26 protein-coding genes are annotated in these 26,215 nt (G+C 73.5%); 10 read left to right on the plus strand and 16 right to left on the minus strand.

The features are described from left to right. Position 1: 1 nt before the first annotated feature. Positions 2–616 carry a DUF1349 domain-containing protein gene (locus ACGFIE_RS28465; protein WP_393300309.1) on the plus strand — a complete coding sequence of 205 codons (615 nt, stop codon included), beginning with the start codon at positions 2–4 and terminating at the stop codon, positions 614–616. A 94-nt stretch (positions 617–710) separates the two neighbouring features. Next, positions 711–1,382, plus strand: a complete 672-nt coding sequence (locus ACGFIE_RS28470; protein ID WP_393300312.1) for a DedA family protein — start codon at positions 711–713, stop codon at positions 1,380–1,382. 33 nt (positions 1,383–1,415) lie between these two features. On the opposite strand, the gene ACGFIE_RS28475 is transcribed toward ACGFIE_RS28470, so the two are convergent. Continuing rightward, positions 1,416–2,159 (minus strand): YidC/Oxa1 family membrane protein insertase, encoded by a 744-nt coding sequence (locus tag ACGFIE_RS28475; RefSeq protein ID WP_393300315.1) that lies wholly within the window; start codon positions 2,157–2,159, stop codon positions 1,416–1,418. A gap of 98 nt (positions 2,160–2,257) precedes the next feature. Then, positions 2,258–2,551: a DUF6412 domain-containing protein gene (locus ACGFIE_RS28480; protein WP_363679956.1), complete on the minus strand. Its 294-nt coding sequence runs from the start codon at positions 2,549–2,551 to the stop codon at positions 2,258–2,260. Between the two features lie 207 nt (positions 2,552–2,758). On the opposite strand from ACGFIE_RS28480, the gene ACGFIE_RS28485 reads away from it, so the two are divergent. Genes ACGFIE_RS28485 through ACGFIE_RS28495 form a run of 3 tightly spaced genes read left to right on the plus strand, consistent with a single transcriptional unit; the run spans position 2,759 to position 6,355 of the window. Beyond that, positions 2,759–3,895: a glutamate--cysteine ligase gene (locus ACGFIE_RS28485; protein ID WP_393300318.1), complete on the plus strand. Its 1,137-nt coding sequence runs from the start codon at positions 2,759–2,761 to the stop codon at positions 3,893–3,895. A 24-nt stretch (positions 3,896–3,919) separates the two neighbouring features. Then, complete coding sequence (locus tag ACGFIE_RS28490) at positions 3,920–5,299, plus strand: FAD-dependent oxidoreductase (protein ID WP_393300321.1); 1,380 nt, start codon at positions 3,920–3,922, stop codon at positions 5,297–5,299. 27 nt (positions 5,300–5,326) lie between these two features. Then, positions 5,327–6,355 carry a LacI family DNA-binding transcriptional regulator gene (locus tag ACGFIE_RS28495; RefSeq protein WP_393300324.1) on the plus strand — a complete coding sequence of 343 codons (1,029 nt, stop codon included), beginning with the start codon at positions 5,327–5,329 and terminating at the stop codon, positions 6,353–6,355. Between the two features lie 18 nt (positions 6,356–6,373). Here ACGFIE_RS28495 and ACGFIE_RS28500 read toward each other — a convergent pair whose 3' ends face one another. From ACGFIE_RS28500 to ACGFIE_RS28510, 3 genes are all read right to left on the minus strand, one after another. Further along, positions 6,374–7,324, minus strand: a complete 951-nt coding sequence (locus ACGFIE_RS28500; protein ID WP_393300327.1) for a carbohydrate kinase — start codon at positions 7,322–7,324, stop codon at positions 6,374–6,376. Then, on the minus strand, positions 7,321–8,586 hold the full coding sequence (locus ACGFIE_RS28505) for an AGE family epimerase/isomerase (RefSeq protein WP_393300330.1): 1,266 nt from the start codon (positions 8,584–8,586) through the stop codon (positions 7,321–7,323). Before ACGFIE_RS28505 ends, ACGFIE_RS28500 begins: the two co-directional genes overlap by 4 nt. A gap of 251 nt (positions 8,587–8,837) precedes the next feature. Continuing rightward, on the minus strand, positions 8,838–9,263 hold the full coding sequence (locus ACGFIE_RS28510) for a nucleoside deaminase (protein ID WP_393300333.1): 426 nt from the start codon (positions 9,261–9,263) through the stop codon (positions 8,838–8,840). A 76-nt stretch (positions 9,264–9,339) separates the two neighbouring features. Here ACGFIE_RS28510 and ACGFIE_RS28515 point away from each other — a divergent pair, with 76 nt between their 5' ends. Then, complete coding sequence (locus tag ACGFIE_RS28515) at positions 9,340–10,206, plus strand: aminoglycoside phosphotransferase family protein (RefSeq protein WP_393300335.1); 867 nt, start codon at positions 9,340–9,342, stop codon at positions 10,204–10,206. Here the strand turns inward: ACGFIE_RS28515 and ACGFIE_RS28520 are convergent. After that, a complete protein-coding gene (locus tag ACGFIE_RS28520) occupies positions 10,189–11,031 on the minus strand; it encodes an Fpg/Nei family DNA glycosylase (RefSeq protein ID WP_393300338.1) in 843 nt (280 codons plus the stop codon). The genes ACGFIE_RS28515 and ACGFIE_RS28520 overlap by 18 nt on opposite strands. Positions 11,032–11,255: 224 nt before the next feature. Here ACGFIE_RS28520 and ACGFIE_RS28525 point away from each other — a divergent pair, with 224 nt between their 5' ends. From ACGFIE_RS28525 to rocD, 3 genes are all read left to right on the plus strand, one after another. Continuing rightward, positions 11,256–12,113: a thrombospondin gene (locus tag ACGFIE_RS28525; RefSeq protein WP_393300341.1), complete on the plus strand. Its 858-nt coding sequence runs from the start codon at positions 11,256–11,258 to the stop codon at positions 12,111–12,113. A gap of 350 nt (positions 12,114–12,463) precedes the next feature. Continuing rightward, complete coding sequence (ddaH, locus tag ACGFIE_RS28530) at positions 12,464–13,279, plus strand: dimethylargininase (RefSeq protein ID WP_181518433.1); 816 nt, start codon at positions 12,464–12,466, stop codon at positions 13,277–13,279. Further along, the gene (rocD, locus tag ACGFIE_RS28535; protein ID WP_393300344.1) at positions 13,276–14,490 is read left to right on the plus strand and encodes an ornithine--oxo-acid transaminase; all 1,215 of its coding nucleotides are present in this window, start codon (positions 13,276–13,278) and stop codon (positions 14,488–14,490) included. The genes ddaH and rocD overlap by 4 nt, the downstream gene beginning before the upstream one ends. A gap of 181 nt (positions 14,491–14,671) precedes the next feature. Here rocD and ACGFIE_RS28540 read toward each other — a convergent pair whose 3' ends face one another. The 10 genes from ACGFIE_RS28540 to ACGFIE_RS28585 all read right to left on the minus strand — a co-directional run bounded on the left by ACGFIE_RS28540 (position 14,672) and on the right by ACGFIE_RS28585 (position 24,522). Continuing rightward, positions 14,672–15,826, minus strand: coding sequence for an FHA domain-containing protein (locus ACGFIE_RS28540; RefSeq protein ID WP_393300346.1), 1,155 nt, complete (start codon positions 15,824–15,826; stop codon positions 14,672–14,674). Beyond that, positions 15,823–16,116, minus strand: a complete 294-nt coding sequence (locus ACGFIE_RS28545) for a 4a-hydroxytetrahydrobiopterin dehydratase (protein WP_393300349.1) — start codon at positions 16,114–16,116, stop codon at positions 15,823–15,825. The genes ACGFIE_RS28540 and ACGFIE_RS28545 overlap by 4 nt, the downstream gene beginning before the upstream one ends. Positions 16,117–16,331: 215 nt before the next feature. Further along, on the minus strand, positions 16,332–16,592 hold the full coding sequence (locus ACGFIE_RS28550; protein WP_393300352.1) for a MafI family immunity protein: 261 nt from the start codon (positions 16,590–16,592) through the stop codon (positions 16,332–16,334). A gap of 110 nt (positions 16,593–16,702) precedes the next feature. Then, positions 16,703–16,945 carry a hypothetical protein gene (locus ACGFIE_RS28555; protein WP_393300355.1) on the minus strand — a complete coding sequence of 81 codons (243 nt, stop codon included), beginning with the start codon at positions 16,943–16,945 and terminating at the stop codon, positions 16,703–16,705. Between the two features lie 49 nt (positions 16,946–16,994). Further along, positions 16,995–17,438 carry a hypothetical protein gene (locus ACGFIE_RS28560; protein WP_393300358.1) on the minus strand — a complete coding sequence of 148 codons (444 nt, stop codon included), beginning with the start codon at positions 17,436–17,438 and terminating at the stop codon, positions 16,995–16,997. Positions 17,439–17,604: 166 nt separating this feature from the next. Further along, a complete protein-coding gene (locus ACGFIE_RS28565; protein ID WP_363679979.1) occupies positions 17,605–18,657 on the minus strand; it encodes an acyl-CoA desaturase in 1,053 nt (350 codons plus the stop codon). Positions 18,658–18,790: 133 nt separating this feature from the next. Next, entirely contained in the window at positions 18,791–22,294 is a 3,504-nt protein-coding gene (locus ACGFIE_RS28570; protein WP_393300361.1) for an SCO7613 C-terminal domain-containing membrane protein, read from the minus strand. A 48-nt stretch (positions 22,295–22,342) separates the two neighbouring features. Further along, the gene (gene cutA, locus ACGFIE_RS28575; protein WP_363679981.1) at positions 22,343–22,663 is read right to left on the minus strand and encodes a divalent-cation tolerance protein CutA; all 321 of its coding nucleotides are present in this window, start codon (positions 22,661–22,663) and stop codon (positions 22,343–22,345) included. A 9-nt stretch (positions 22,664–22,672) separates the two neighbouring features. After that, the gene (locus tag ACGFIE_RS28580) at positions 22,673–23,689 is read right to left on the minus strand and encodes a 1-acyl-sn-glycerol-3-phosphate acyltransferase (RefSeq protein WP_393300364.1); all 1,017 of its coding nucleotides are present in this window, start codon (positions 23,687–23,689) and stop codon (positions 22,673–22,675) included. Further along, on the minus strand, positions 23,689–24,522 hold the full coding sequence (locus tag ACGFIE_RS28585) for a patatin-like phospholipase family protein (protein ID WP_363679983.1): 834 nt from the start codon (positions 24,520–24,522) through the stop codon (positions 23,689–23,691). The genes ACGFIE_RS28580 and ACGFIE_RS28585 overlap by 1 nt, the downstream gene beginning before the upstream one ends. A 165-nt stretch (positions 24,523–24,687) precedes the next feature. Between ACGFIE_RS28585 and ACGFIE_RS28590 the strand changes: the two genes are divergently transcribed. Further along, positions 24,688–26,211: a protein kinase gene (locus ACGFIE_RS28590; RefSeq protein WP_393300367.1), complete on the plus strand. Its 1,524-nt coding sequence runs from the start codon at positions 24,688–24,690 to the stop codon at positions 26,209–26,211. The last annotated feature ends 4 nt before the right edge of the window (positions 26,212–26,215 follow it).

A 26,215-nucleotide genomic window follows, 5' to 3' on the forward strand; every position in this document is an offset into this window, starting at 1 on the left:
CATGGAGATCGACCTCGTACCGCCGAGCGAACCGCTGGACTGGGCCCGGGGCGCGTGGTTGCACCCGCCGGTCCGCGCCGAGGAGGGTCCGGCCGGCGAGCTGGTCGTCGAGGCCGGGGCGGAGACCGACTTCTGGCGGCGGACCAGCTACGGCTTCGTCCACGACAACGGGCCGGCCCTGCTGGCGCCGCTGCCGGTGGGCGCCGCCATGGAGGTGAGCTTCACCCTCGACTTCTCGGAGCAGTTCGACCAGGCCGGTGTGCTGGTCCGGGTGGACGAGGCGACGTGGGTCAAGGCGGGCGTCGAGGTGAGCGACGGCGAGGCCCAGCTCGGCGCGGTGGCGACCCGGGAGTTCTCCGACTGGTCGGTGTCCCCGGTCCCGGGGTGGGCCGGCCAGGAGGTGACCGTGCGGGTCAGCCGGGCCGGCGACGCGCTCACCGTACGGGCCCGGGTCGCGGACGCGGCCTGGCGACTGGTCCGCCTCGCACCGCTGGATCCGGCGGCCGAGGCCATGGCCGGCCCGTTCTGCTGCGCGCCGACACGCGCCGGCCTCACCGTGGCGTTCACCGGCTGGCGGCAGGGCCCGGCCGACACCGCCCTGCACCCGGAGGACTGACCCGGCTGGCGTGGCAGGCCTCACGCGCAGGTGTGCCACGCCGGCCGCTGGGTATGACCATGCGATCCCCGGTAGCCGCTCGGAAGGACGACCAATGGCGTTCGCCCAGACTGGTGACCCGTCCGAGTTCACCGGCCTGACCGGGTGGGTGGCGGCGGTGATCGAGGCCATGGGCCCGGCCGGGGTGGCGCTGCTTGTCGCGTTGGAGAGCATCGTCCCGCCGATCCCCAGCGAGATCGTGCTGGCGCTGGCCGGCTTCCTGTCCCACGAGGGCAAGTTCAACGTCGTGGTCGTGGTGCTGGCCGCGACGGTCGGCTCGCTGGTCGGCGCGCTGGTGCTCTACTGGCTCGGCGCGGCCCTCGGGGAGGAACGGCTCAAGCGCTGGTTGGACCGGATCCCGCTGGTGGACCGCGACGACCTGGAGAGGGCCGACCGCTGGTTCGAGCGGCACGGCCGGTGGGCGGTGCTGATCGGCCGGGTGGTGCCGTTTGTCCGCAGCCTGGTCTCCGTTCCGGCCGGCGCCAACCGGATGCCGCTGGGCGAGTTCGTCCTGCTCACCACGATCGGCAGCGGGGTGTGGAACGCCCTCATCGTCGGGGCCGGTTACGCGCTGGGCAGCCGCTGGCAGGACGTGGCCCGCTACAGCGACTGGTTCAACTACGCGATCGGCGCGGTCTTCGTCGTGATGGTGGTCGGCTGGGTGATCCGCAAGATCCGCCGTCGTCGCGAGCGCGACGACCGGCGGTCGGTGACCGCCGGTCGCTGATCCGCGTTCCACTCAACCGTGCTGCCCGACGGGTCAGCCGGGCAGCGCGACGGGCTGCTGGGGTCGGCGCAGTACCGCCTGCTCCAGCGCCGACCAGGCGGTCGTCGTCACCAGGTAGATCACCGCCGCGAGCGGCAGCACCAGCGCCACCAGGACTGTCGTGAACGGCAGCAGGGGCAGCAGCCGGCCGAGCGTGGCGGCTCCCGGCCCCTCGGTGGGCGTACCGGCGACCGTGCCGACCGCCGCCTGCGCCCGGCGTGCCCTCCGCGACGACCACCAGGCCAGCGCCAGCAGCAGGGCCAGCAGGACGACGAAGAGCGGTCCGGCCGCGCCGGCCAACCCGTCGCTCACGTGGTGGCCCAGCGGCACCCCGGCCAGCCGCTCGTCCAGCAGCCCCGTGCCGCCCTCGTCGGTGGCGAACAGCCGGTACAGCACCAGCAGGAACGGCGCCTGGAGCAGCAACGGCAGGCAACCGGCGATCGGGTTCGCGCCGGCCGAGCGGTACAGCGCGAACACCTCGCGCTGGAGCGTCGCCGGGTCGTCGGCGTACCGCTGCTGGAGATCGCGCACCTGGGGTGCGAGCGCCGCGCGGCGTCGTTCCCCGCGGACCTGCGCGACGGTCAGCGGCGCGATGAGCAAACGGACGGCGATGGTGAGCAGCACGATGGCGGCGACCGTCGCCATGCCACCGGCCAACGGTTCGAGCAGATCGGTGAGCCAGGACAACGCGGTGCCGGCGGCGCCGACGACGCTGTGCAGTGGTGCGAAGGCGAGCATGGGAAACCCCTCGGTCCGATTCCGGTGGGTCCTCCCCGGCGGCGGCCGCCGGCACGGAGGACCGGTGACTGTGGGATCGGCCGCGCGACGGTGTGGCGCTACGCGGCCGAGGGGCGTCCGGGTGCGCGGGGGCGAGGTCGGCCGGCGGCGTCCGGGTCGATCTGACGGGGTACCCGGCGACCTCGGGCGCGGGCACGCAGCCCGGCCCAGCGTCGCGCGACGCCCGGTGCTCCCGGCTGGCCCGGCACGTGCGCGGCGAGCAGCGCGGCGAACAGGACCAGGGCGGTCAGGGCGGCCCCCGCCAGCACGTCGGCAGGGCGGTCCGCGAGCATGGTGAGCTGGGCGAACGCGGACATCCACGCGACCCAGAGGAAACTCAGCGGCACCGGCACGGGCTCAGCATAGGACCCGCTGTCACACCGTCCGGTTGAATCGCGATCGCCCCGGCGGCCGGCCCGTGCCGCACCACGCGCCAGTTGTGGCCCGACACGCGCGGACCGCGCGCCGTTACACGTTTCCGGGCGTTGCCACTGTGGGTAACCAAGCGGCCGACCGACGCGGGCGGACCGCGACAGGCAGAAACGGACGGTGGTGTCGCGATGACGGGCCAGCTGGCAGAGGCACCCAGCGGGACGACCGCGGGAACCGATGCGCTCACCGTGGGTGTCGAGGAGGAGTTCCTGCTCGTCGACCCGCACACCGGAGCCGCGGTGCCCGCCGTCGACCTGGTGCTGGAGCAGGTGCCGGCGGAGTTGCGCGGCCAGGTGGAGCGCGAGTTCCAGACCAGCCAGATCGAGATCGGCACTCCCCCCGGCTTGGAGCTGTCCTCGATCCGGCACTCCCTCGGCGTACTGCGTAAGGCGCTGGCCGACGCGGCCGAGCGGGCCGGCGTACGGCTGCTGGCCATCGGCACCGGCCCGGTGGACGGCCCGGTGCCGCCGGTGGTGGACAAGCCCCGCTTCGACCGGATGATCGAACGGTTCCGCCTGCTCGTTCCCGGCCCCGGCAACAACGGCATGCACGTGCACGTGGGCATTCCCGATCCGGAGACCGGCGTGCAGGTGCTCAACCACGTCCGGCCGTGGCTGCCGATGCTGCACGCCATCACCACCAACTCGCCGTTCTCCCGTGGCGAGGACACCGGCTACGCGAGCTGGCGCTCGGTGGAGTGGGAGCGTTGGCCCTCGGTGGCGCCGACGCCCTGGTTGGAGTCGCACGAGCACTACCAGCGGCTGATCCGTCAGTTGATCTCCAGCGGGGTGATGCTCGACGAGGGGATGCTCTACTGGTACGCCCGGCTGTCGGCGAAGTACCCGACCGTGGAGCTGCGCATCGGCGACGTCTGCCCGACCGTTGACGACGCGGTGCTCGTCGCCGCGCTGGTCCGTGCCCTCGTGGCCACCGCCATCGCCGACGTCGAGGCCGACCGGCCGGCCCTGCGGACCGACCACCACCTGCTGGTCGGCGCGCACTGGCGGGCCGCCCACGACGGCCTGGAGGGCGACGGCGTCGACGTCACCACGGGCGAGCTGCGCCCGGCCTGGGAGCTGCTGGACGGGTTCGTGGAGCGGCTGCGGCCGGCGCTGGAGCAGCACGGCGACTGGGCGGAGGTGTCCGACCTGCTGGGCGGGCTGCGCCGCCACGGCACCGGCGCGGCCCGGCAGCGTGCCGTTTACGCCCGTACCGGACGTCTCGTCGACGTCGTGCAGGACGTGGCGCGACAGACCCGCGGCTGACCACGCCCGTGACAGGATGATCCCGTGGCGCAACGACTGATCGTCATCGGCGGGGACGCCGCCGGCATGTCGGCGGCGTCCCAGGCGCGACGCCGTCGCGGCCGTGCCGACCTGGAGATCGTGGTCTTCGAGCGGGGTCACTTCACCTCGTACTCGTCGTGCGGCATCCCGTACTGGATCAGCGGGATGGTGTCCGGCCCCGAGGAGTTGATCGCGCGGACGCCGGAGACGTTCCGCACGCAGTACGCCATGGACGTGCGGATGCGCCACGAGGTGACGGCCATCGACCTGGAACGCCGCGAGGTCGTCGCCCGGGACCTGGAGGGCGGCGGCGAGGTCCGCGAGCGCTTCGACGACCTGGTGTACGCCGCGGGCGCGGTGCCGGTGCAGCCACCGTGGGCGGACACCGACGCGGGCGGCGTGTTCGGGATGCAGACCCTCGACGACGGCGCGGCCCTGCGCGCCTGGCTGGACGCCGAGCCGCAGCCACGCCGGGCCGTGGTGGTCGGTGGCGGGTACATCGGCGTCGAGATGGCCGAGGCGCTGATCGAGCGCGGCCTCGCGGTCACCCTGGTCGAGGCGGGCCAGCAGCCCATGGCGACTGTCGACGGCGACATGGCCGAACTGGTCGCCGAGGCCATGCGCGGCCTCGGTGTCACGATCCGCACCAGCCTGCCGGTGACCGGCCTGGAGCAGCGGAACGGCCGGGTGTCCGCGATCGTCACGGCCGAGGGGCCGATGCCCACCGACGTCGTGGTCCTGGGTCTGGGCGTACGCCCGAACACCGCGCTCGCCAAGGCTGCCGGCTTCCCGATCGGGCCGACGGGTGGCATCCGGGTGGACCGTCGGCTGCGGGTGCCGGGCCTGCCCGGGGTCTGGGCGGCGGGCGACTGCGTGGAGACGCTGCACCGGGTCAGCGGAATGCCCGTGCACGTGCCGCTGGGCACGCACGCCAACAAGCAGGGCCGGGCGGCCGGCATCAACATCGGCGGCGGGTACGCGACGTTCCCGGGCGTGATCGGCACGGCGGTGACCAAGGTCTGCGACCTGGAGGTGGGTCGCACGGGCCTGCGCGAGCGGGAGGCCGAGGCGGCCGGCTTCGAGTTCGTCTCGGTGGTCGCCGAGTCGACAAACCGGGCCGGCTACTACCCGGGCTCTCGGCTGATGACCGTCAAGCTGATCGCCGAGCGACCCAGCGGCCGGCTGCTCGGCGCGCAGATCGTCGGCTGGTCCGAGGCGGCCAAACGGATCGACACGTTGGCCGTGGCGCTGTGGAACGGCATGACGGTGGACGACATGACCGCGCTCGACCTGGGCTACGCTCCGCCGTACGCGCCGGTCTGGGATCCGGTGCTGATCGCCGCCCGAAAGGCGGTCGACGCGCTCGCCGCTCTCGACCGTTGACCCGCGCCCGCCGTGGAGGACCACCCCGTGACCCAGACTCCGACCAGGTCGACCGCGCGCCGACGTCCGACAATGGTCGATGTCGCCCGGCACGCCGGGGTCAGCCTGAAGACGGTCTCCCGGGTCGTCAACGACGAGCCGGTGGGGCAGGAGTTGCTCGGTCGGGTGCTGGCCGCCATCGCCGAGCTGGGTTTCCGGCGTAACGACATCGCGCGCAACCTGCGATCGCGGCAGCTCAACGCCACCGTCGGGCTGCTGATCGAGGAGATCGCCAACCCGTTCTACGCCACCATCGCCAGCGTCGCCGCCGAGATCGCCGCCGCCCACGGCACCATGTTGATCACCGCCTCCTCCGAGGAGGACCCGGAGCGGGAACGCGCCGTCCTCCAGGACTTCACCCAGCGCCGGGTCGACGGGCTGCTGGTGGTGCCGGCCGGTCCGGACCACTCGTTCCTGCGCCGCGAGGTCGAGCTGGGCATGCCTGTGGTCTTCCTGGACCGGCCGCCGCAGGGGTTGCTCGCGGACGCCGTGCTGCTGGACAACCGAGGTGGCGGCCGGGCCGGGGTCGCCGCACTGCTCGACGAGGGGCACCGGCGGGTGGGTCTCCTGCTCGGCGCACCGAGCGTCTCCACCATGCGTGAACGGCTGGTCGGCGCGCGAGCCGCGCTGGCGGCGGCCGGGGTCGAGCCGGACGACTCGCTGGTCCGCGACCGCCTGATCGCTCCCGAGGACGCCGGCCGGGCGGTCGCCGCGCTGCTCGACCTTCCGGACCCGCCCACCGCGTTCTTCTGCGGCAACAACCGGCTCACCGTCGGCGCCCTCGCCGAGCTGCACCGCCGGGGCAGCGACGCGGCGTTGGTCGGCTTCGACGACTTCGAGCTGGCCCACCTGATGCCCCGGCCGTTGCGGGTCGTCGGGTACGACACGCGGGAGCTGGCCCGGGTCGCGACCGAGCGCCTGTTCCACCGCATTGCCGGCGACGACTCCCCGCCGTCGACAACGGTGCTCCCCACCCGACTCCTCCGCCGGGGCCTCAACCCGCCACCCCCCGCCTGACCCCCGACCCGGGGCGGCTCAGGTGGTGTGGAGAAGCGCCTCTACCTCCGCCTTTCGGGGTGGGTCCGCGCCCCGGTGGGCGCAGGTCAGCGCGGCCACCGTCGCGGCCTGGCGCAGCACCGCGCTCCACTGCTGCTCGGTCACCGTGGCGAGCCGGTCGGCCGGCCGGTCACCGAGCGCGTCGACGTCGGCCAGCGCGGCCAGCAGGCCACCCGTGAACGAGTCGCCGGCGCCGACGGTGTCGACCACCGTGGTGCGTACCGCTGGCTGTTCGTGCAGTGCGCCGTTCGGGGCGAGCAGCAACGCGCCCTCGCCGCCCCGGGTGACCACCGCGCAGGACACCCCGGCCTCGCGCCACTCGGCCAGCACGTCGCCCACCGAGCGGTCCGGGTAGAGCCAGGCCAGGTCCTCGTCGCTGGCCTTGACCAGGTGCGCGAGGCGGACCTGCCGGCGTACCCGCCGCTGCTCCGCGGCCCGGTCGGTGACGATGCTCGGGCGCAGGTTGAGGTCGATCGAGATGGTCAGCCCGTCGCGGTCGCGTTCGCGGGAGAGCAGGCCCTCCAGCACGTGCGCGCCGGGCGCGAGGGCGAGTGCGAGCGACCCGGTGTGCAGTGCCGTCGCCGACGACGCGGCCAAATCGGGCAGCTCCTGCGGGGTCCACTGCCAGTCCGCCGTGCCGTCGAGCCGGAACTCGTAGCTGGCCTGCCCGGTGGCGTCCAGGGTGGCCACCGCCACCGAGGTGGGCTCCTCGGCGTGGACCGCCCACCGCAGGTCCACCCGGTTGGCCGCCAGGTGCTCGGCGATCTGCCGGCCGTACTCGTCGGGGCCGAGGCGGGCCAGCAGCCGCACCGGCTGGTCGAGCCGAGCCAGGGTGACCGCCACGTTCGCCGGGGAGCCACCCGGCACCGCCCGCTGCCCGTCGGCGGTGACCACCAGGTCGATGAGGGCCTCGCCGGCGACCACGATCATGCGGTCACCGTGCCCGGGGCGAGCGGGCCGGGGCCACCGAGCCCGTCGGCCGAACGGGACAGCAGGACCGCCTGGTACGCGTGGTAGACGTCCGGCCGGCCGTGCCAGACCGTGTCGGCGGGCAGGTTCCGCGCGTCCAGCTCGTGCCGCCAGCCGGTGCCGTCGATCAGGTAGCGGCGCGCGTACGCCCAGAAGACCCGGTACCAGTCGGCGTAGACCGCGTCCCCGGTGCGGCGGTGCAGGGTGATCGCCGCGCCGATGGCCTCGGCCAGCACCCAGTGCATCCGGGAGCGCACCACCGGCCGGTCGTCCCAGTCGATCGTGTAGACGAAGCCGTCGGCGCCGTCGACAGCCCAGCCGCGCCGTACGGCGGCGGCGAACAGGGTACGGGCGTCGGCGAGCAGCCAGTCCGGTGGCTGCGGCAGGACCGCCTCCAACTCCAGCAGCAGTCGGGCCCACTCCAGCCAGTGGCCCATCGTCGAGCCGTACGGCCGGAACGGGTCGGCGGGCTGGTCCCGGTTGTAGTCGAGCAGGGGCGTCCAGTCGGCGGTGAAGTGCTCGGGCAGTCGCCAGTCGTGCCGGGGGGCCTCGGTGTGCACCAGGTGGGTGGCGATCCGCAGGGCCCGGTCGGTCCAGCTCGCGTCGCCGGTGGCGGCGGCAGCGGCGAGGAACGCCTCGACCATGTGCATGCTGCTGTTCGCGCCTCGGTAGTCCTCGGTGACAGTCCAGTCCCGGTTCCACGATTCGCGGACCGCGCCCACCTCGTCGTCCCAGAACCGGTCCCGCACCACGCTCTGCACGTCGGCGAGCAGGCGGTCGGCGCCGGGTCGCCCGGCCCGAGCGGCGCTGGACGCGGCGAGCAGCACGAACGCGTGGTCGTACCCGGCCTTGCGGTCGTCGGTGGGCGTGCCCTGCTGGTCCACTCCGCCGAACCAACCGCCGTACCTGTCGTCGCGCAGCAGCGTGCTGAGCGCGGCGACGCCGTGGTCGACGAGGGCGGCGGCATCCGGGTCGCCGCCGGAGTGGGCGAGCGCGGCCACGTGGGTCATCCGGCAGGTGATCCAGGTGTGCAGGGGCTCGCCACGGTCCGGGGTGCGGTCGTCGGTGAGCCACCAGAACCCGCCCTCGGGGCGGACCGCGCGGCGGGCCGTGTCGAGCAGCGTATGGGCCTGGTCGGTGAGGAACCCGTCCAGGTCGGGCAGGTCGGGTGACCCTGCCGGAGCGGGGGTCGTGGCGGCGTCGGGTTGGGGCACGTCGGTCATGTCAGCTGGTCACCGTCGGGTAGGAATGGGACATACGGCCAGAATCGGCGGACGGACCGGGTTCGCGTCGGGAAACCCGCCAACGGGACACCGTAAACCGGCCGGTCGCACCGGATGAGAGCAAGAGGATCATGCGTACGATTCATCCCTTCTTGCCCGTTGACATCGTTGTCAGGCTTCAACCCTGCTCCGATTGCCTGTCGACTGTCAATCGCGCTTGCGTCACACCCACCGACGGCCGCGGGCCCGGCTCAGTAGTAGTCGTCGATCGGTCGACGCGCCTCCTCGAACAGCGCCGGCCCCTCGTAGCGGACCGGAGGCAGCGCCGGGGTGGCCGGTTTGACCTGCTCGAACTGCTCGCCGGACAGCGCGTACACCACCCGCCCCAGGCCGGAGCGGTCGATCGCGGTGGCGCACATCGGGCAGGGCTGGCAGCTCGTGAACATCGTGGTGCCGGCGGCCACCTCCGGGGAGAGTTCCCGGGCAGCCCAGCGGGCCAGCTTCAGCTCCGGGTGGGCGGTGATGTCCGAATCCGAGACCACCGTGTTGTGGTCCTCGATCAGGACGACGCCGTCCGCGCCGACAAGCAACGAGCCGAACGGCCGTTCACCGGCAGCCCCCGCCCGAGCGGCGAGGTCGACGGCACGGCGGAGAAACGTCTCGTCCTCAGGTGTCATCCGTCCACGCTAACCACAGTGGAGCCGACACACGAACACTGTCGATTCAGCGCCGCCGATGCCCCAGGATGACCGGATGGATCTGCCTGAGGGACTTGCCTGGATACGAACATCAGCGGTCGGCAGGGCCTGGCTGGCCACACTCCCGACGTTGCTGGCGGAGTGCGCCGAGCGGTGGTCGCTGCGGCTGGGCCCGCCCTTCCGGTACGCGTACGCCTCGCTCGCTCTCCCCGCCGACCTGCCCGACGGCACGGCGGCGGTGCTCAAGCTCCAGTTCCCTGCCGAGGACAGCCAGCACGAGGCCCACGCGCTGGCCCACTGGGACGGTGACGGCGCGGTCCGGCTGCTCGCGCACGACCCGGACCGGCACGCCCTGCTCGTGGAACGCTGCCAACCCGGCACACCGCTGTACGAGCTGCCGATGGACCGGGCCCTGGACGCGGCGATCGACGTGCTGCCCCGGCTCTGGCGGCCGGCCGGCGCACCGTTCACCCCGCTGGCCGAGGAGGCGGCCGGCTGGCTCGACCGGATTCCGCGAAGCTGGGAGCGGACCGGCCGGCCGTACGAGCGGCGACTGCTCGACGCGGCGCGCGCCCTACTCGTCGACCTGGCGTCGAGCCAGGGCGAGCAGGTGCTCGTCAACCAGGACCTGCACGCCGGCAACGTGCTCGCCGCCGACCGCGAGCCATGGCTGGTGATCGACCCGAAGCCCCTGAGCGGCGAGCGGGAGTTCTCGGTCGTCCCGCTCGTGCGCGGTCAGGAGCTGGGCCACTCGCCGGCCGCGGTCCGGCACCGGCTCGAGCGGCTCAGCACCGAACTGGGGCTGGACGCCGAGCGGGTACGGGGTTGGACGATCGGTCACACGATGGCCTGGAGCATCGACGAGGACGTCGTCTTCCCGCACCAGATCGAGACCGTCCGCTGGCTACTCGACAGCGCGTGATCTGCGGCGGGCGGTTCGGTCGGGTTGGCAGGTGCGGCACCAGTAGAGGTTGCGGCCGGCCAGCTCGCTCCGGCTGACCTCGGTGCCGCAGACGTGGCAGAGGCCCCCGGCGCGGCGGTAGACGTACACCTCGCCACCGTGGCGGTCGACGCGCGGTGGGCGACCCATCGCCTCCGGCAGGTGCACGTCGCGGACCGTGTCGATCCGCCCCTGCCGCAGGGCGAGGCGCATCAACTCGACCAGGTCGGCCCAGAGGGCGTCCCAGCCGGTGCGGGTCAGCCCTCGGCCGGGCATCGTCGGCGACAGTCCGGCCCGGAACAGCGCCTCGGTCACGAAGATCAGCCCGGTGCCGGCCACCACCGACTGGTCCAGGAGCAGCGCCGCGAGGGGCGTCGGGCTGCGGGAGATCCGGGCGTACGCCCGCTCGGGGTCGGCGTCGGCACGCAGCGGATCCGGCCCGAGGCGCTCGCGCAGGGCGTTGACCTCGGGCGGCGTGAACAGCTCGCAGGCGGTCGGCCCGCGCAGGTCGAGCCAGTGCCGGTCACTGGCCAGCCGCAGCCGCACCTGACCGACCGGATCGGGCGGCGTCCCCGGCCCGTCGGTGAACTTCCCGTACAGGCCGAGGTGCACGTGCAGGGTCAGCTCGCCGGCGTAGTGGTGCAGGAGGTGCTTGCCGTACGCCTCGGTGCCCTCCAGGACGGTGCCGGAGAGGCGGGCGGCCCCCTCGGCGAAGCGGCCCTGCGGACTGGCGGCGTGCAGCTTGTCCCCGGCGAACAGCTCGGCGTGCAGGGCCGCCAGGCGATGAATCGTGTGTCCCTCTGGCACGGGTGCCAAGAATAGCCAGCCCGGCGAGCGCGCCGCGTTGATCGACTCGGGTTCCTGGAAGACGGGGTGTTGCGATGGACGGGACACCCCGGTTTACAGGAAGGCGAGTCGATCGGCCGTACCCGGGATTGGTGTCAGGAAACGTCCAGGTGGGTATTTCCGGGTCGTACCGCGTGGGTGCCACCCGTTTCGTCGGCCACCACGCATTCAATAGGAGGTGTGTAGTGGTCAGGATTCCTTCGCTGTCCCGCCGGTCCGAGCCGGCGCCGACGCGGGACGAGAACCTCGACGGCCGCGTCGACGGCCGCGACACCCCGGTCGCCGACCGGGCCAGCAGCACGGCGGTCACCGACACGGGCCGCTCCGACGACGTCACCGGTCGACCGGTGATCACCGACCGGGACGCCGACCAGACGACGTACCGCAGCACGACGGCGACCGACGACCAAGCCGGCGCGGCCGAACGACGCGCCGCGGAGCGCGCGGCCGTGGCCCGAGCCGCCACCGCCCGCCCGCTTGAGGGCGATTCCCGGCCCGGCGCCACCCGGCCGGCCGGCGCCGCGGCGACTGCCCCGACCATCGACCGCACCGTCGACCGCGACACCGACCTCGACCGCACGACCCGGCGGCCGGAACGCGACGCGGACCTCGACCGGACGACCGGGCGACCCGACCCGACCGACCGCGTCGTGACCGACCGCCCGGTCGACCCGACCCCCGGCCACAGCGAGCCGGATCCCTCGGTGACGCGCGGCCCGAAGCCACGGGCCAGCCTGCTCGCCACCCTCGGCCTGATCGTCTCCGTCGCCGGTGCGCTGTTCGTGCTGACCGGCACCCTTGCCGGGTACGGCATCGGGCTCGGCGCGTTCGGCTCGGTGCTCTCGGTGCTCGGGCTGATGGCCACCCGCCGCCGGCACGTCGCCGGCAAGACCGACGCGCTGTTCGGCGTGCTCATCGGGCTCGCGGCGGTGGTGATCGGTGTGCTGGCGATGACCGGGCAGTTCGACTGGCCGAGCACCGACGGCGACTGGGTGCCGCGCTTCCGGGAGTGGCTTGACTCACAGTTTGTGGACCGTTTCTAGCGGGCACTGTTCCGCTCGCCGGTGATGCACCGGCGAACACCCGGCGGTTCGCCGGCAGCCCGACCACCCGGTGGTTCACCGGCCGGGCACACCCTTTCAGGGGCGGCGGTTCGCCGCCCCTGAAGTGTTTCCGGGGCCCGGTCCGCCGGGCCCCGAGGCGTTTTCACAACTCCGTTGGCCCTCTACGCAACGAATCGCAGCCGTGGACCGCTCAGACGCAACGAATGTTCGGTCTGCGCAACTCTCGGTGGTGGATCCTGCCGTCCGGGCCGCATAGCGTTGAGCCACGGCGCCAGCCCGTGGGCCACGGAGGCCGGGCGCGCCCGACCCCTGGGAGCAGGACAATGACGATGGACGCCACCAGCCAGCGCCTGTTGATGTGCCGGCCGACGTACTTCGCCGTCGACTACGCGATCAACCCCTGGATGGACCCGAGCGCGCCGGTCGACGCCGCGCTGGCCGTCCGCCAGTGGGAGCAGCTACGCCAGACGTACCTTGACCTGGGCCACACCGTCGAGGAGATCACTCCGGTGCCCGGCCTGCCCGACATGGTCTTCGCCGCCAACGGCGGCACCGTGATCGACGGCAAGGCGATGGCCGTGCAGTTCCGCGACCCGCAGCGCGCCGACGAGGCGCCGGCCTACCGGGCCTGGTTCGAGGCCGCCGGCTTCGAGATGTACGACCCGAAGCACGTCAACGAGGGCGAGGGCGACGTCCTGCTCGCCGGTGACCACCTGCTGGCCGGCACCGGCTTCCGCACCGCCCACGCCGCGCACGCCCAGTTGCAGGAGGTCTTCGGCTACCCGGTGATCACCATGCAGCTCGTCGACCCGCGCTTCTACCACCTGGACACGGCGCTGACCGTGCTCGACGAGCGGACCGTGGCGTACCTGCCGGAGGCGTTCTCCCCCGGCAGCCAGGCCGTGCTGCGCCGGCTCTTCCCCGACGCGGTGCACGCCACCATGGCCGACGCCGAGGTGCTCGGCCTGAACGCGGTGAGCGACGGCCGACACGTCGTGCTGCCCGCCCAGGCCACCGACCTGGCCGCCAAGCTGCGCGACCGGGGCTACGAGACCATCGGGGTCGACCTGTCCGAGCTACGTAAGGCAGGCGGCGGACCGAAGTGCTGCACGCTGCGACTCCGTCAGGGAAAGGCAAGCAAGTGATCGAGGACATGCTGCGGACCCCGTCCGCCGTCCGGGACGCGGAGAAGTACACCGCGCACAACTACCACCCGCTGCCGGTGGTGATCTCGTCCGCCGAGGGCGCGTGGCTCACCGACGTGGACGGCAAGCGCTACCTGGACTGCCTGGCCGGCTACTCGGCGCTGAACTTCGGCCACCGGCACCCGCAGCTCATCGCCGCCGCGCACGCGCAACTGGACCGGCTCACGCTCACCAGCCGCGCGTTCATCCACGACCAGTTCGCCGACTTCTGCCGGGAGCTGGCCGAGCTGTGCGGCAAGGACCTCGTGCTGCCGATGAACACCGGCGCCGAGGCGGTGGAGACCGGGATCAAGGTGGCCCGCAAGTGGGGCTACCAGGTCAAGGGCGTCACCCCGGGCCAGGCCAACATCGTGGTCGCCGAGGGCAACTTCCACGGCCGGACGACCACGATCGTCAGCTTCTCCACCGACGAGGACGCCCGCGCCGACTTCGGGCCGTACACCCCGGGCTTCACCGTCGTGCCGTACGGCGACCTGGACGCGCTGACCGCCGCGATCGACGAGAACACGGTGGCCGTGCTGCTGGAGCCGATCCAGGGCGAGCAGGGCGTGGTGGTGCCGCCCGAGGGCTACCTGCCGGGCGTACGTCGGGTCTGCACCGAGCGGAACGTGCTGTTCATCGCCGACGAGATCCAGTCCGGTCTGGGGCGTACCGGTCGGACGTTCGCCTGTGACCACGAGGGCGTCGTGCCGGACATGTACCTGCTGGGCAAGGCGCTCGGCGGCGGCATCGTGCCGGTGTCCGCCGTCGCCGCGAACGCCGACGTGCTCGGCGTGCTCAAGCCCGGCCAGCACGGCTCCACCTTCGGCGGCAACCCCCTGGCGTGCGCGGTGGCCATCGAGGTCGTCCGGCTGCTGGCCACCGGCGAGTTCCAGCGCCGCTCGGCCGAGCTGGGCGAGCGGCTGCGGGCCGGCCTGGAGGCGCTGGTCGGCAAGGGCCTCGTCGGGGTACGCGTCCGTGGCCTGTGGGCCGGTCTGGACATCGACCCGGCGCTGATGAGCGGGCGGGAGGCGTGCGAGCGGCTGGCGGAGCGCGGTGTGCTCGCCAAGGACACCCACGGCTCGACCATCCGGCTGGCCCCACCGCTGGTGATCACCGAAGAGGAGATCGACCTGGCGGTGGCGCAACTGGCAAAGGTGCTAACCACCTAACAGTTGCCCCCGTCCCCCGTCCCCGTCCCCGTCCCCGTCCCCGGTCCCCGGTCCCCGGTCCCCGCGCTGGACGGCACCGCTCGCGTTGATCATGAAGTTATCGCCCTCTGCCGCGGCGTGTCGTGGCAATAACTTCATGATCAACCGGGGGTTGGCGGGCCGGGGGCGCCGGGTGGGGGGGTCAGGGGCGGGGTAGGCGCATGGCCATCGTCGGGGCTTCGGCCATCACCGAGGTGGGTGTGAACGGGGCGCCGGTCGGCAACTCCTCGGCACGGCCGATCTGCACCCCCGGGTACAGCTCGATCATGTCGTTCTCGCCCAGCACCCGGGACTGCTGCGGGGCCAGCGGGATCCGATCCGCCTCGTTCATCGACCCGGACGGCCGGATGCCGGACCCGTTGGTGCTGACGTCGGTCACGATGACCTCGCCGACCCGCAGCTCGAAGCGGACATGACCACGGCTGATCCAGCGCCGGGCCTCGTCGTTGAGCCACTGCCCGAGCATGATCCCGCCGTCCTGCTCGGGTGCCCGGCCGGCCACCACCGGCTGCTCCTCGCTCAGCACGAACCGCCGCCGGACCAGGCCACCCACGCGCACCGCGAGCACCTCCGTACGCGGCCGAGGACCGCCGTCACCGAGACGCGCGCCGTGTCGGGGGCAGGTTGGCACGCCATTGCGCAGCGAGGGCGGCGGCTGCGCGGCCGGGCTGCGATCCGCTCCCCCGGCCAGGTCGGCGAACGCGCCGCCTCCACCACCGCTGCCGAACAACGCGCAGCCCGACTCCGGGCAGCGCCACTGCCGGGCCAGCAGCTTCGCCCCGGTCGGCGAACGCGTGCCGCTCACCGGGGCGTGGCCGCCGCCGACGTGCGCGATGAACACCGGCCCGCCGGCGCCCGGCACCGGGGCGACGACCCGGCCGGGCTGCTCGACCAGCCACGGGAACCGCCCGCGCAGCCCGTCGAAGCGCACCCGGCTGAGCACCGGCAGACCGAGCAGGTCGGCGACCTCCAGCATCCGGTCACCCGGGTTGTCGAGCACCTCGACGAGCCCGTCGTCGGCCCAACGGCGAACGACCATCCGCTCGTTGGAGGTCAGGTCGGCGTCCGAGAGCAGCGCGCGGTGCACCACTGCGTACACCTGGACGCTGTCCTCCTCCAGCTCGCGGGAGAGCGCGTCGATGACCATGCCGAGGCGCAGCAGGCTCGCCGGCCGGCCTCCGTCGATGTCCTGGTAACGGATGATCTCGGCCAGGTCGAGCACCGCACGGGCCAGCGACGGGTCGGTGCAGACCCGCCCCTCGATGGCGTCCAGAACCTTGCTGATCTCGAATCTCATGCCGCACTCCGGACGATGTCGTCGATCCGCCGGGCCAGCTCGACGTCCCGGTGGGTGACCCCACCGGCCGAGTGCGTGACACAGCGGAAGGTCAGGGTCCGCCATCGGATGTCGATGTCGGGATGGTGGTCGAGCTCCTCGGCCACCGCCGCCACCCGGTCCACCACCGCGATGGCGTCCGGGAAACTGCCGAGCTGGACGGTACGGCCGATGCCGGTCGGGTCACCCGACCAGCCGGCCAACCCGCCCAGCTCTTTCCGCACCGCGTCCGCGGTGAGCAGGTCTGCCATGACCAGACCCTACCGGTGGGGTGTCCGGCGAGCCGTACGCGCCACCGGCGGCAGGCGGGGCCCAGGCCCTGTTTCATAGGAACTGGCCGGCCTGCGGCGGGCCCCGACGACGACCGGCGGCGTTGTGGTCTCGTCCGGATACGACACCGGTATCCGGACGAAACAGCGCCTTGCCGGCTCGCCGCCTCGACTCGACCGCCCTTGTGAAACGGGGCCTAGTCCTCGATGAGCTCGTCGAGTCTGGCAATCGAGTTCAACGTGCCCAATTCCTGAGCGCCCGCCACGAGGCGGTCGTGGTACGCCGAGGTGATGGAGAGGGAATCCTCGTAGATCCAGGAGCACATCGTGTCGAACGCCAACTCTTCCTCGCCCACGCTCATCAGGTGCCGGACGTCGGCAATGACCTCTCCCGACGTCAGAGGTGAATCCTCAAGCAGTTGGGAGATGAGGTGGCGCAGGTACAGGTAATGCTCCACTTCGCTCTCCTTCTGCCGCCTCAGGGGAAGGGCAACTCAGCCGGCTTCCCAGCCCACTTCCTTCTGGTAAGCGACGAAGCCACGATCCGTGGTGGCGAAGCGAACCGACGTCACGCCCCCAGAATCCCGGCCCGCTCTCGCACCGGGACGAGCTCGGCGGTTTCGTTGTTCAGCGGTTCACGACAACGGAACAGCTCGACGAAACCAGCGGCCAACAGGGACTCGACGGCCCGACGCGCCTGCGCCAGAGCCTCGTCGGTCGTACGCGGCTCGCTGTCACCCCGCACTTCCGCGAGAGCCTGCCGGAGCCCTGTGTAGTCCTCGATCCCGAGCCACAGGAGGTGCCGCTCCACCGCGTGCAATTCTTCTCCCCGGAGGCAGCCCTTTCCACAGTTTGCCGTCCTACAACCGCAGACGCTCCACCAGCACCCTGACGTTGGGCGCCACCTCACGCCAACCGTCCACTGTCAGGTAGATCACGCGAGGATCGCCGCCATCGGCGCCGTAGTGCAGTGCTATCGACATGTCCACGCCGAGGTCGCCGACGACGAGACACCGACTCGGATCGATGTCGCATTCCGGGCCGACAAGGTCCCGGTAAACCTCAGGCGACTGCGCCCGGAGCAGCTCGTCCTGGCGCGCCATCGATGGGAGATCGTAGAAGCGGGGGTCGTCCGGATCATCGTCGAACACCTCCCTCAGCACCTGCATGTCGGGTGGCTTCCAACGGCCGCTCTCCATGACCTGCACAAGTTCGGCAGGGAGCACGAAGCCACCTATCAACAGCCTGGGAACGACCACTTGACCACTCACCCCACGCTCGGTGGCTTGCCGGACCGAATCCATGATCGGGCCTCGCCGGGCCTGAGCGGGTGCAGCATGTCCGAAATTTCGGCACATTCACGCTTGCCGAGTTCCCACGCATGGCGCTCGTCCCGACCACCGTCACCAGCCCGGCGCACACACGGCGGTGGGGCGGCATCATCAGACGCCGCCCCACCGCTCAGTCCGTTCAGCCGCGCAGCGGCCGGCCCACGTCGTGCAGGTGGCCGAGCGCCTGCCGGTACGACTCGATAAGCCCGGTCTCCGCGTACGAGATGCCCTGCTCGACGCAGTAGGCGCGGACGATCGGCTGCGCCCGACGCAGGTTCGCCCGGGGCATGTTCGGGAACAGGTGGTGCTCGATCTGGTAGTTGAGCCCGCCCAACGCCGTGTCGACCAGCCGGCTGCCCCGCACGTTGCGGGAGGTCAGCACCTGCTTACGCAGGAAGTCCAGCTCGTCCTCGGCGGTCGGCATCGGCATGCCCTTGTGGTTCGGCGCGAACGCGCAGCCCATGTACAGGCCCCACAGCCCCTGGTGCACGGCGGCGAAGACCAGCGCCTTGGCCGGCGACATGACCGTCAGCAGCAGCGCCACGTAGCCGGCGGTGTGGGCGAGGAGCAGCCCGGCCTCGACCGCGCGGTGCCGCATCGGCGTCGCGTACCTGCCGCTCTGCTCCCGGCCGATGATCGCCCGGATGCTCGCCACGTGCAGGCTCAGGCCCTCCAGGAAGAGCAGCGGGAAGAAGAGGTAAGCCTGCCGGCTCGCCATCCAGCGGTGCGCGCCCCGGGTTTCCAGCGCCTGTTCGGGAGTCCACACCAGAGCGCCCGCGCCGACGTCCGGGTCCTCGTCCTCGTGGTTCGGGTTGGCGTGGTGCCGATTGTGCTTGTCGACCCACCAGCCGTAGCTGATCCCCACCGCCGCGTTGCCGGCGACCAGCCCCACGACCTCGCTGGGAAAGCGTCGACGGAACATCTGGCGGTGCCCGGCGTCGTGACCGAGGAAAGCGACCTGGGTGGTGGCCACCGCCATCACGGCCGCGAGCGCCACCTGCCACCAGGAGTCGCCGACCAGGAACACGGCGACCCAGCCGGCCACGAAGGCGCCGAGGGTGAGCACGAGGCGGGCGACGTACGAGGCAGGGCGCCGCTCCAGCAGGCCGGCCTGACTGATCCGTCGGGACAACTGTGCGTAATCGCTACCCCGCCGTCGTACCGGCGGTTCCGCCACCGCTCCGAGCGCCATTACTGCTCCCGTTCCGCTTGCGCCCGAACCGGGATGGTTCGGGGTCAATGGCAGTCTCCCCGCATTGGTTGCGCTGAGTAACCCTGGCAACCCCCGAATGGGGGGTAGGGCGGGCCCTACCCCCCGCTTCGGTTCAGCCCAGCCGGGCCACCACGGCGCGTAGTCGCGCCAGGTCACGACGCCGCCGCTCGTAGCTCGCGGCCAGCCCGATCAGCGCCAGCCCGCCGGCTCCGAGGTAGATCCACCGCGGCAGCAGGTCCCAGCCACGGACCAGTTCGTGCATCGCCAGGACCGCCAGCACCCCGCCGCCCAGCAGCACCGGTGCCTGCCAGCGGCGGGTGGCGCCGGTGAGCACCACGCCCAACGCCGCTCCGCCGAGCAGCAACCGCCGCCACGGCTGCGGGTCCGGGCCGGCCAGCACCGACGCCAGGCTCGGCAGCAGCGCCGCGACGAGCCCCGGGCCGAGCGCCGGCCAGCTGGTCAGTCCCGGCCGGGCCCGCAACGCCAGCAGGCCCGCCCCGAGGGCGAGCGCCGCGGCCGGCAGCGTGTACGCCTCCAGTACGGTCACCCCACCGGCGGCGAGCAGCACCCACGCTCCGAGCAACTCGCTGGTCCCGGCGATGGCGGCGAACCGCCACCGTCGACCGGTCGGCTCGCCCCGCCGCAGCAGCCGTAGCGCGACGGCCGCGCCCCACAGCACACAGACGGTCGCGAGGTGCCGCGCCGCCTCGACGGTGAGCACCGCCGCCACCACCGCCACCGCCTGCGCGGCGGCGTCCAGCACACGCCCGACCGGCGCCGGCGCCGTCGGCCGCCGCCCGGTCGCGACGTCGACCGCGACCGCCCGCGCCGGCCCGGTCGCGGCGGCGGCGGCGGCGGCCAGGATCAGCACGGCCACTCCCAGCAACGGGTACGCCGCCGCCCGCAACGGCAGCCCTCCGGCGAGCGGAGCGGTCACCGCCAGCGCACACGCCGCCCCCACCGCCGCGACGGTCCCGACGACGCGCGCCCCGACCGCCCGCCCGCCGACCGCGACGACCACCGCCGCCACCACCAGCGCGCCCTCGGCCGCGAGCGTGCCGGCCCGGGTCGCCAGGAGCCCGGTCACGCCGGTCGCGACCAGCACCACCCCCACGGGTACGGCGATCGGCTTCAACGCCGGACGCGGCACCACCAGGGCGGCGACGAGCAGCGTGGACACCCCGACGAGCAGGGTGGCGACCGGCAGCACCGGCCACGGCGCGCCCACGGCGACCAGCAGCACCGGCAGCGCGGCGGCGGCGAACGGCAGAGCGGCAAGCAGCGGCGGGCGCACCCGCCGACCGGTCAGCACCGCCGCCACCGCCACCGCGACGAGCGCCAGCCCGACGGGGACCATCCCCCGGTCGGCGACGGCCGTCGGCGCACCCGACCAGACCACCCACCGGCCGTACGGGGCGATCAGCGCCACGAGCACCGCCGGCAGCGCGGCCAGCACCGCGACCCCCGCCAGCACGACACCCCCCACCACCAGCACGCCCGACGGCTGGTTCGTCAGCAGCCCCCCGACCACCGAGCGCTCCCCCGGCCCGCCCGACTCGTCGCCGGTCCCCGGCAGGCCCCGGCGGGCGACGAGCGCGACGCCAAGCGCCCCCAACGCGGCGTACAGCGTCACGGGCTCGTTCCCCGCCGCCACCAGCGGCGCGACCCCGGCCGCGAGCACCGCGACCACGGCGCCCGTGACCGCGTACCCGAGCAGGTCGACCCGCTGGCGACGCACCGCGAGCACCGCGACCAGCGCCAGCCCGGCGGCGCACAGGGCGAGCCGGGCCTGCCACCACGGCGGCGTGCCGGCCGCGAACAGGGCCACCGCGGCGATGCCGGGCAACGTGAGCTGCGCGATCAGCAGACCCACGCCCGCCACCCGGCGGTACGCCCCACCACGACGCGACGCCGCCGCCACCCCGAGTACGGCGCTCGTGCCCAACACCACCACCACGCCGACCGGATCGGCCAGGGCCACCAGCAGCGCGTGCCCGACCAGGACGGCCCCGCCGAGCGCCCCGCCGAGCAGGGCGGCCGGGCGGATCGCCGGGCGAGCCAGCACGGCGAGCACGAGCGCGACCCCACCCGCCAGGTCGACGGCCACCACGGTCGCCCACGACGCCGTCCAGCCGGCCGGCACGGCGAGCAGCACCGCCACCGCACCGGCCGAGGCGAGCAGCGCCCACCCGCCGCGGGGCAGCAGCAAGGCCGTCGCGCCCAGCGCCAGAGCGACGCAGGGTGCCACCTGCCAGCCCCAGCTCAGGTCCGGCCCCCACCCGGCCCCGTGCCACGGCGGCAGCGACCGGCCGGCGGCGGCGACCGCCAGCACCCCCGTGATCACCACGGCGATCTGCGCCGTCCCCGCCGCGACCAGCAGCGCCCCGGCGCGCGGCCCGGCCCGCCAACCCGTCGGCAGCAGCCGCACCGCCCCGGCCAGGACGAGCGCCACCGTCGCCGCCGCGAGCAACAGCAGCGACGGGCGCAGCTCACCCACCGGACGCAGCACCGCGGCGGCGAACACCGGAACCAGCAGCCCTCCGGCCACCGCCCGCAGCGCCACCCCACCGACCAGCAGCGCCGCGCCGAGACCTGTCACCGCGACCAGCAGCAGCGGCACCCCGCCCAGCAGCGGCGACCCCGCCGCCCGCCCCACCAGCAACGGCACCAGGGCACACGCGGCGGCACCGACGAGCGCGCCAACGTGACCCACCGCCGCGAGCACCCGACCGGCGACGCGGCCCGCCCCCTCCCCGCCGCGCAGGGCGGCCAGCACCGCCAGGTCCAGCAGGGCCACCCCGAGCAGCACCAGCGCCCAGCCGGCCGCGCCGGGCTCGGCGTCCGCCGCGAGCAGCGGCAGCACCGGCTGCGCCGCCAGCAGGCCGGCGAACCAGGGCCCGGTCAACCCGCTCGACCGGCCGTACGCCACGGCGACCGCCGCGCTGGCCCCCCCGACCAGCGCGGCGTACCGGGTGCCCGGCCAACCGGCCACGCCGGCCAGGTTCACCGACCAGGCGGCGTACCCGTCCAGCACCACCAGCAGCAGCCCCACGGCGGCGAACGTCTCCGCCGTGCCCCGCAACCCCCGGCGGACCGCCAGCAGCGGGCCGGCCAGGACGAGCGCCGTGACCGCAGCCAGGATCAGCGCCCGGCCACCGACCCCCACGGCCGCCCAGGCCACCGCCGTGAAGACGACGGCCGCCGTGCCGAGCAGGAGTCCACCGAGGACGAACAGCAGGCCCTGCACCGTCCGGGTCGACGTCTCCGCCGCCCCCGGCCGGGCGTGCTGCACCGAGCCACCGGGCGCGGTGGACGCGACGACCGACGGCGACGCCACGACCGACGGCGGCCCGACGACCGGGACCCCCGCCGCCAACCCCGCGCGGACGACCGCCGCCAGCTCGGCCCGCCGCCGCGAGGTGGTCGCCAACAGCCCGGCCAACTCGGTGTACGTCAGACGAGCCCGCTCCACCTCGGGCTCGAGCCGAGCCACCTCCCGCCCCAGTCGGACCACCTCGGCCGCGACCGGGTCCGGTGGGCGGCGACAGCCGGTGCAACCGGCGCTCAGATCGGCCGGGGCGCCGCAGGCGGGGCAGGGATAGCGGGTGTCGTCCACCCGCTCATCATCGAGATAACGACCGGCAACGGCACAGAGTGCGCGTACCTAGGGTCGGGTGTGGTCGTGCACCCAGGCGGCGTACGCGGGATCACCACTGTCCACGCGCGACACCAGGATCTCCGGAACCTCGTACGGGTGGCTGGCCCGGATCTGGTCCACAAGCGCGGCCAACCGATCCGGTGCGGTCTTGAACTGCACGGACCACTCGGTGCTCGTCTCCACCCCGGAACGCCACCAGTAGGTGCTGTCCACCTGACCGCCGACCTGGGCACAGGCGGCGAGCCGCCCGGCGACGGCCGCGGCCGCCAGCACGTCCGCAACCGAACGCGCATCCACCACAGTCGTCACCACGCTGATCTGGTCCACGAGCGCACCCTACGCGGCGGCATCCCGATTGGCCGCGATCCACGTGTCAATCTGTGCCCACCAGTCGAAGAGCCAGTCGATGCGCTGCTGCCGTTCGGTAGGTACCTCCTCCGGGGGCACCGACCAGAACCGCATCACGATCCGCTTGTCCATGGGCAGTTCCCGCCACACATCGGCGACGGTGAGCATCCGGTCCAGTCCGGTGTGGGCGACGAAGATGACACCGGCGTCCGGGGCGGCGTCGAACGCGGCGAGCACCCCGCCGGGCTGCGGGGCGAGCACGTGGCGCATCCGTTCGGCGCGCTGCGCCATGCGTTCCAGGCCGAGGGACCGCAGCCGGGCGATGGCCCGCAGCCGCCGGTTGGGGGTGAAGTTGCCGCCCTCCGGGAAGATCACGAAGGCGTCGTTGTCGTCCAGGCCGGCGGCCAGGTGACCGACCTGGCGTACCGTCTCCTCGCCGCGCTCCGGCGTGGGCGCGATGAACCGGTTGGGCAGGCGGTTGAGCAGCACATCGATCGCCGGGTCCCACTGGAGGCTGTCCTTCAGCACGATCCGCGGCTCCCGGTGGAACCAGTTGACCAGCCCGTGGATCAGGATGAACGAGTCGCCCGGCCCGGCGTGCCGGCAGAGCACCAGCTCGGGCCGGCCGGGCAGCGCGGTGTCCGGGTCCGTGCCGACCACGTCGATGTGCAGCCGCAGCGACCAGCGCGCCTGCCAGAACAGCACCCGCAGGAACCAGCCGGCCAACACGTAGTGCGCGCGCTGGAAGGCCGGAGAGCGGCTGCGCCAACCGAAGCCGGACGCCAGCCACAGGATGAACAGCGCGAGCAGCGCGGCAGCGTCCCAGACCAGGTAGACGCAGCCGATCCAGAGCAGCCGCAGGGGGCGTAACCGGCCCGGGACCAGCGGTGAGGCGGCCGCCGCGAGCAGCGCCCAGACCGGCAGCGTCGTCACCACGGCGATCGCGAGCAGCACCACGCCGGGGGCGATCAGCAGCCGCCGCAGCCACCTGGGGGGCAGCGGCATCAGCGCTCCACGTTGGTGGCGAGGTAGCGGCGCGACGCGGTGTACGCCCGGCTGATCCGCCGTCCCACCGCCGCCATGTCCCGGTACGCCCACGGGGTGTCGTCGCGTGGGTTCAGCCCACCTGTCGGCAGGACGTGCACCTCCACCCCCTCGGGCAGCGCGGCCATCTCGCGGAAGAAGCGGTGCCGGCGGGATATCTCGAACGCGACCTGCGCGATCTCCCACGGCCGCCGGGGTGGCGTCAGCTCCCGTTCGATCCGGCCCACCTGGAGGACGAAGATCTGGCCGGCGCCCGCGGCCACCGCCTCGCCGATCGGGATGGAGTTCACGATGCCGCCGTCGACGTAGTGCGCGCCGTCGATCTCGGTGGGCGGGAGCAGGCCCGGCACCGAGGCCGACGCCAGCACGGCCGGCACCACCGGGCCACTGGAGAACCAGTGCTCGGCGGCCCGCTCGATGTGCGCGGCGCAGCAGCGGAACGGCACCCGCAGGTCGGCGAATGTGGTGTCGACGCCCAGTTCGGATTCCAGCAGCCGCCGCAGAGGCCGGGGCGAGTGCAGGTGGGTGCGGGCGGCGAAGCGGCGCAGTTGCCGGGCCACCGAGTCGCCGTACACCTCGCTGGCCTCGGGTGAGGCCCAGAGCCGGACCAGCCGGTCGGTCACCGCTTCGGACGGGTCGGCGGCGACAAGCGCGCCGTTGACCGCGCCGATCGAGGTGCCGAGCACCATGTCGGGTTGGATGCCGGCGCGGAACAGGGCCCGCAGCATGCCCACCTCGACGGCGCCGAGCACCCCGCCACCACCGAGCACGAACGCCACCGGTCCCGCCGCCATGTCCTCATCCTGGCACGCGCCCGCCGCCTACCGACGGGCCGCCGCCGCGCGGCGGTGGGCGCGGCCCGGTCGCCGTCCGCCGACGATCCACCACATCGCCGTTGACAGGTCGGACACATTCGCGCAACCTGATACCGCTCCCACCCCAGAGGGCAGGTGCGATAGGTGAAGGCAGCGCTGCATCCGGGCCGATTGCTGGCCCGCAGGTACCGACTCATCGACCAGATCGGTGCCGGCGGCATGTCGGTGATCTGGCGCGCACGGGACGAGGTGCTCGACCGCGTCGTGGCGCTCAAGGTGCTCGCGCCGTCGCTCGCCGCCGACGCGCGGTTCCGCGACATGGTGCGGGAGGAGGCGCGAGCCGCGGCCCAGTTGGTGCACCCGCACGTGACGTCGGTGCACGACTACGGCGAGACGGTCGACCCGGACGGGTCCATCACGTCGTTCGTGGTGATGGAGCTGCTCAGCGGCGAGGAGTTGGAGCTGCGGCTCACCGAGGGCCCGCTGCCGTGGCCGGAGGCGGTCGAGGTGGGCGCCCAGGTCGCGGACGCGTTGGCCGCCGCGCACCGGCTGGGCATCGTGCACCGCGACATCACCCCGGCCAACGTCATGATGACCGCGATGGGGGTGAAGGTCCTCGACTTCGGCATCGCCACCCGGATCGGCGCTCCGGACGAGGACGAGGACGGCGGCACCTTCGGCACCCCGGCGTACGTGGCCCCGGAACGGCTCGACGGCGCACCCGCCCAGCCCGCCACCGACGTCTACTCGCTCGGCGTCCTGCTGCACGAGGCGTTGACCGGCCGGGTGCCGTACCCGGCGGACACCTGGGAACAGCTCAGCGCCGCGCTGGCCGGCGGCCCGGCGCCGACCCTGGCCGACCTGCCGGAGCTGCCCGCGGCGGTGGCCCGGATCTGCCTGCGGAGCCTCTCCCGGGACCCGGCGGACCGGCCTACCGCCCGGCAACTCGCCACCGCGCTGCGCGACCACCGCCTGCCACCCGAACCACCGACAGCCACGATCCGGGTGCCCACCCTGGCCCTGCCGCCGGCGGGCTCGCCGACGAGCGCCACGGGGGCGACGCACACCGGCGTCGCGACGGTGGCGACGGCGCCGCACGCGGGCGACGCGACAGTGCCGCCGCTGGACGACGACGTGGTGGAGGCGCCCGGCCGGTACCGGCGGCGGGCGCTGCTCCTGATCCCGGTGGTGCTTGCCGTCGGGGTGGCGCTGGCCGGTGCGGCCCTGCTGCCCGACCAGCAGCCGGATCGCCGGGCGCAGCCGTCGGCCGGCCCCGTGACGCCCGTGCCGACCGAGCCGCCGACCGACCCGCCGACCGACCCCCCGGCCACCGAGCCGTTCCGACCGAGCCCGGCGCCGTCGTCGCCGCCGGCCACCCGCGCGCCCACCGGCGGGCCGAGCACCCTCGTGGAGGCCGCCAACCGTGTCGACGGGTTGATCGGCGCCGGCCTGCGCGACGGGGAGATCCGCGACGACGTCGCCCTCGACCTGCGCAACGAGCTGCGCAACCTGCTGGCCGCCGTCCGCTCCGGCCGGGACGAGTTGGCCCCACCGGTGGCCCGGCTGCGCGAGAAGGTTGCGGTCCGCCTCGGCGAGGGGGCGATCAGTCCGGCGTACGCGCAACGGCTGGACGCCGCCATCGCCGAGCTGGGCGCGGCACGGGTCTGATCCG

The sequence above is a fragment of the Micromonospora sp. NPDC049275 genome, assembly GCF_043197115.1.
GTDB lineage: Bacteria > Actinomycetota > Actinomycetes > Mycobacteriales > Micromonosporaceae > Micromonospora.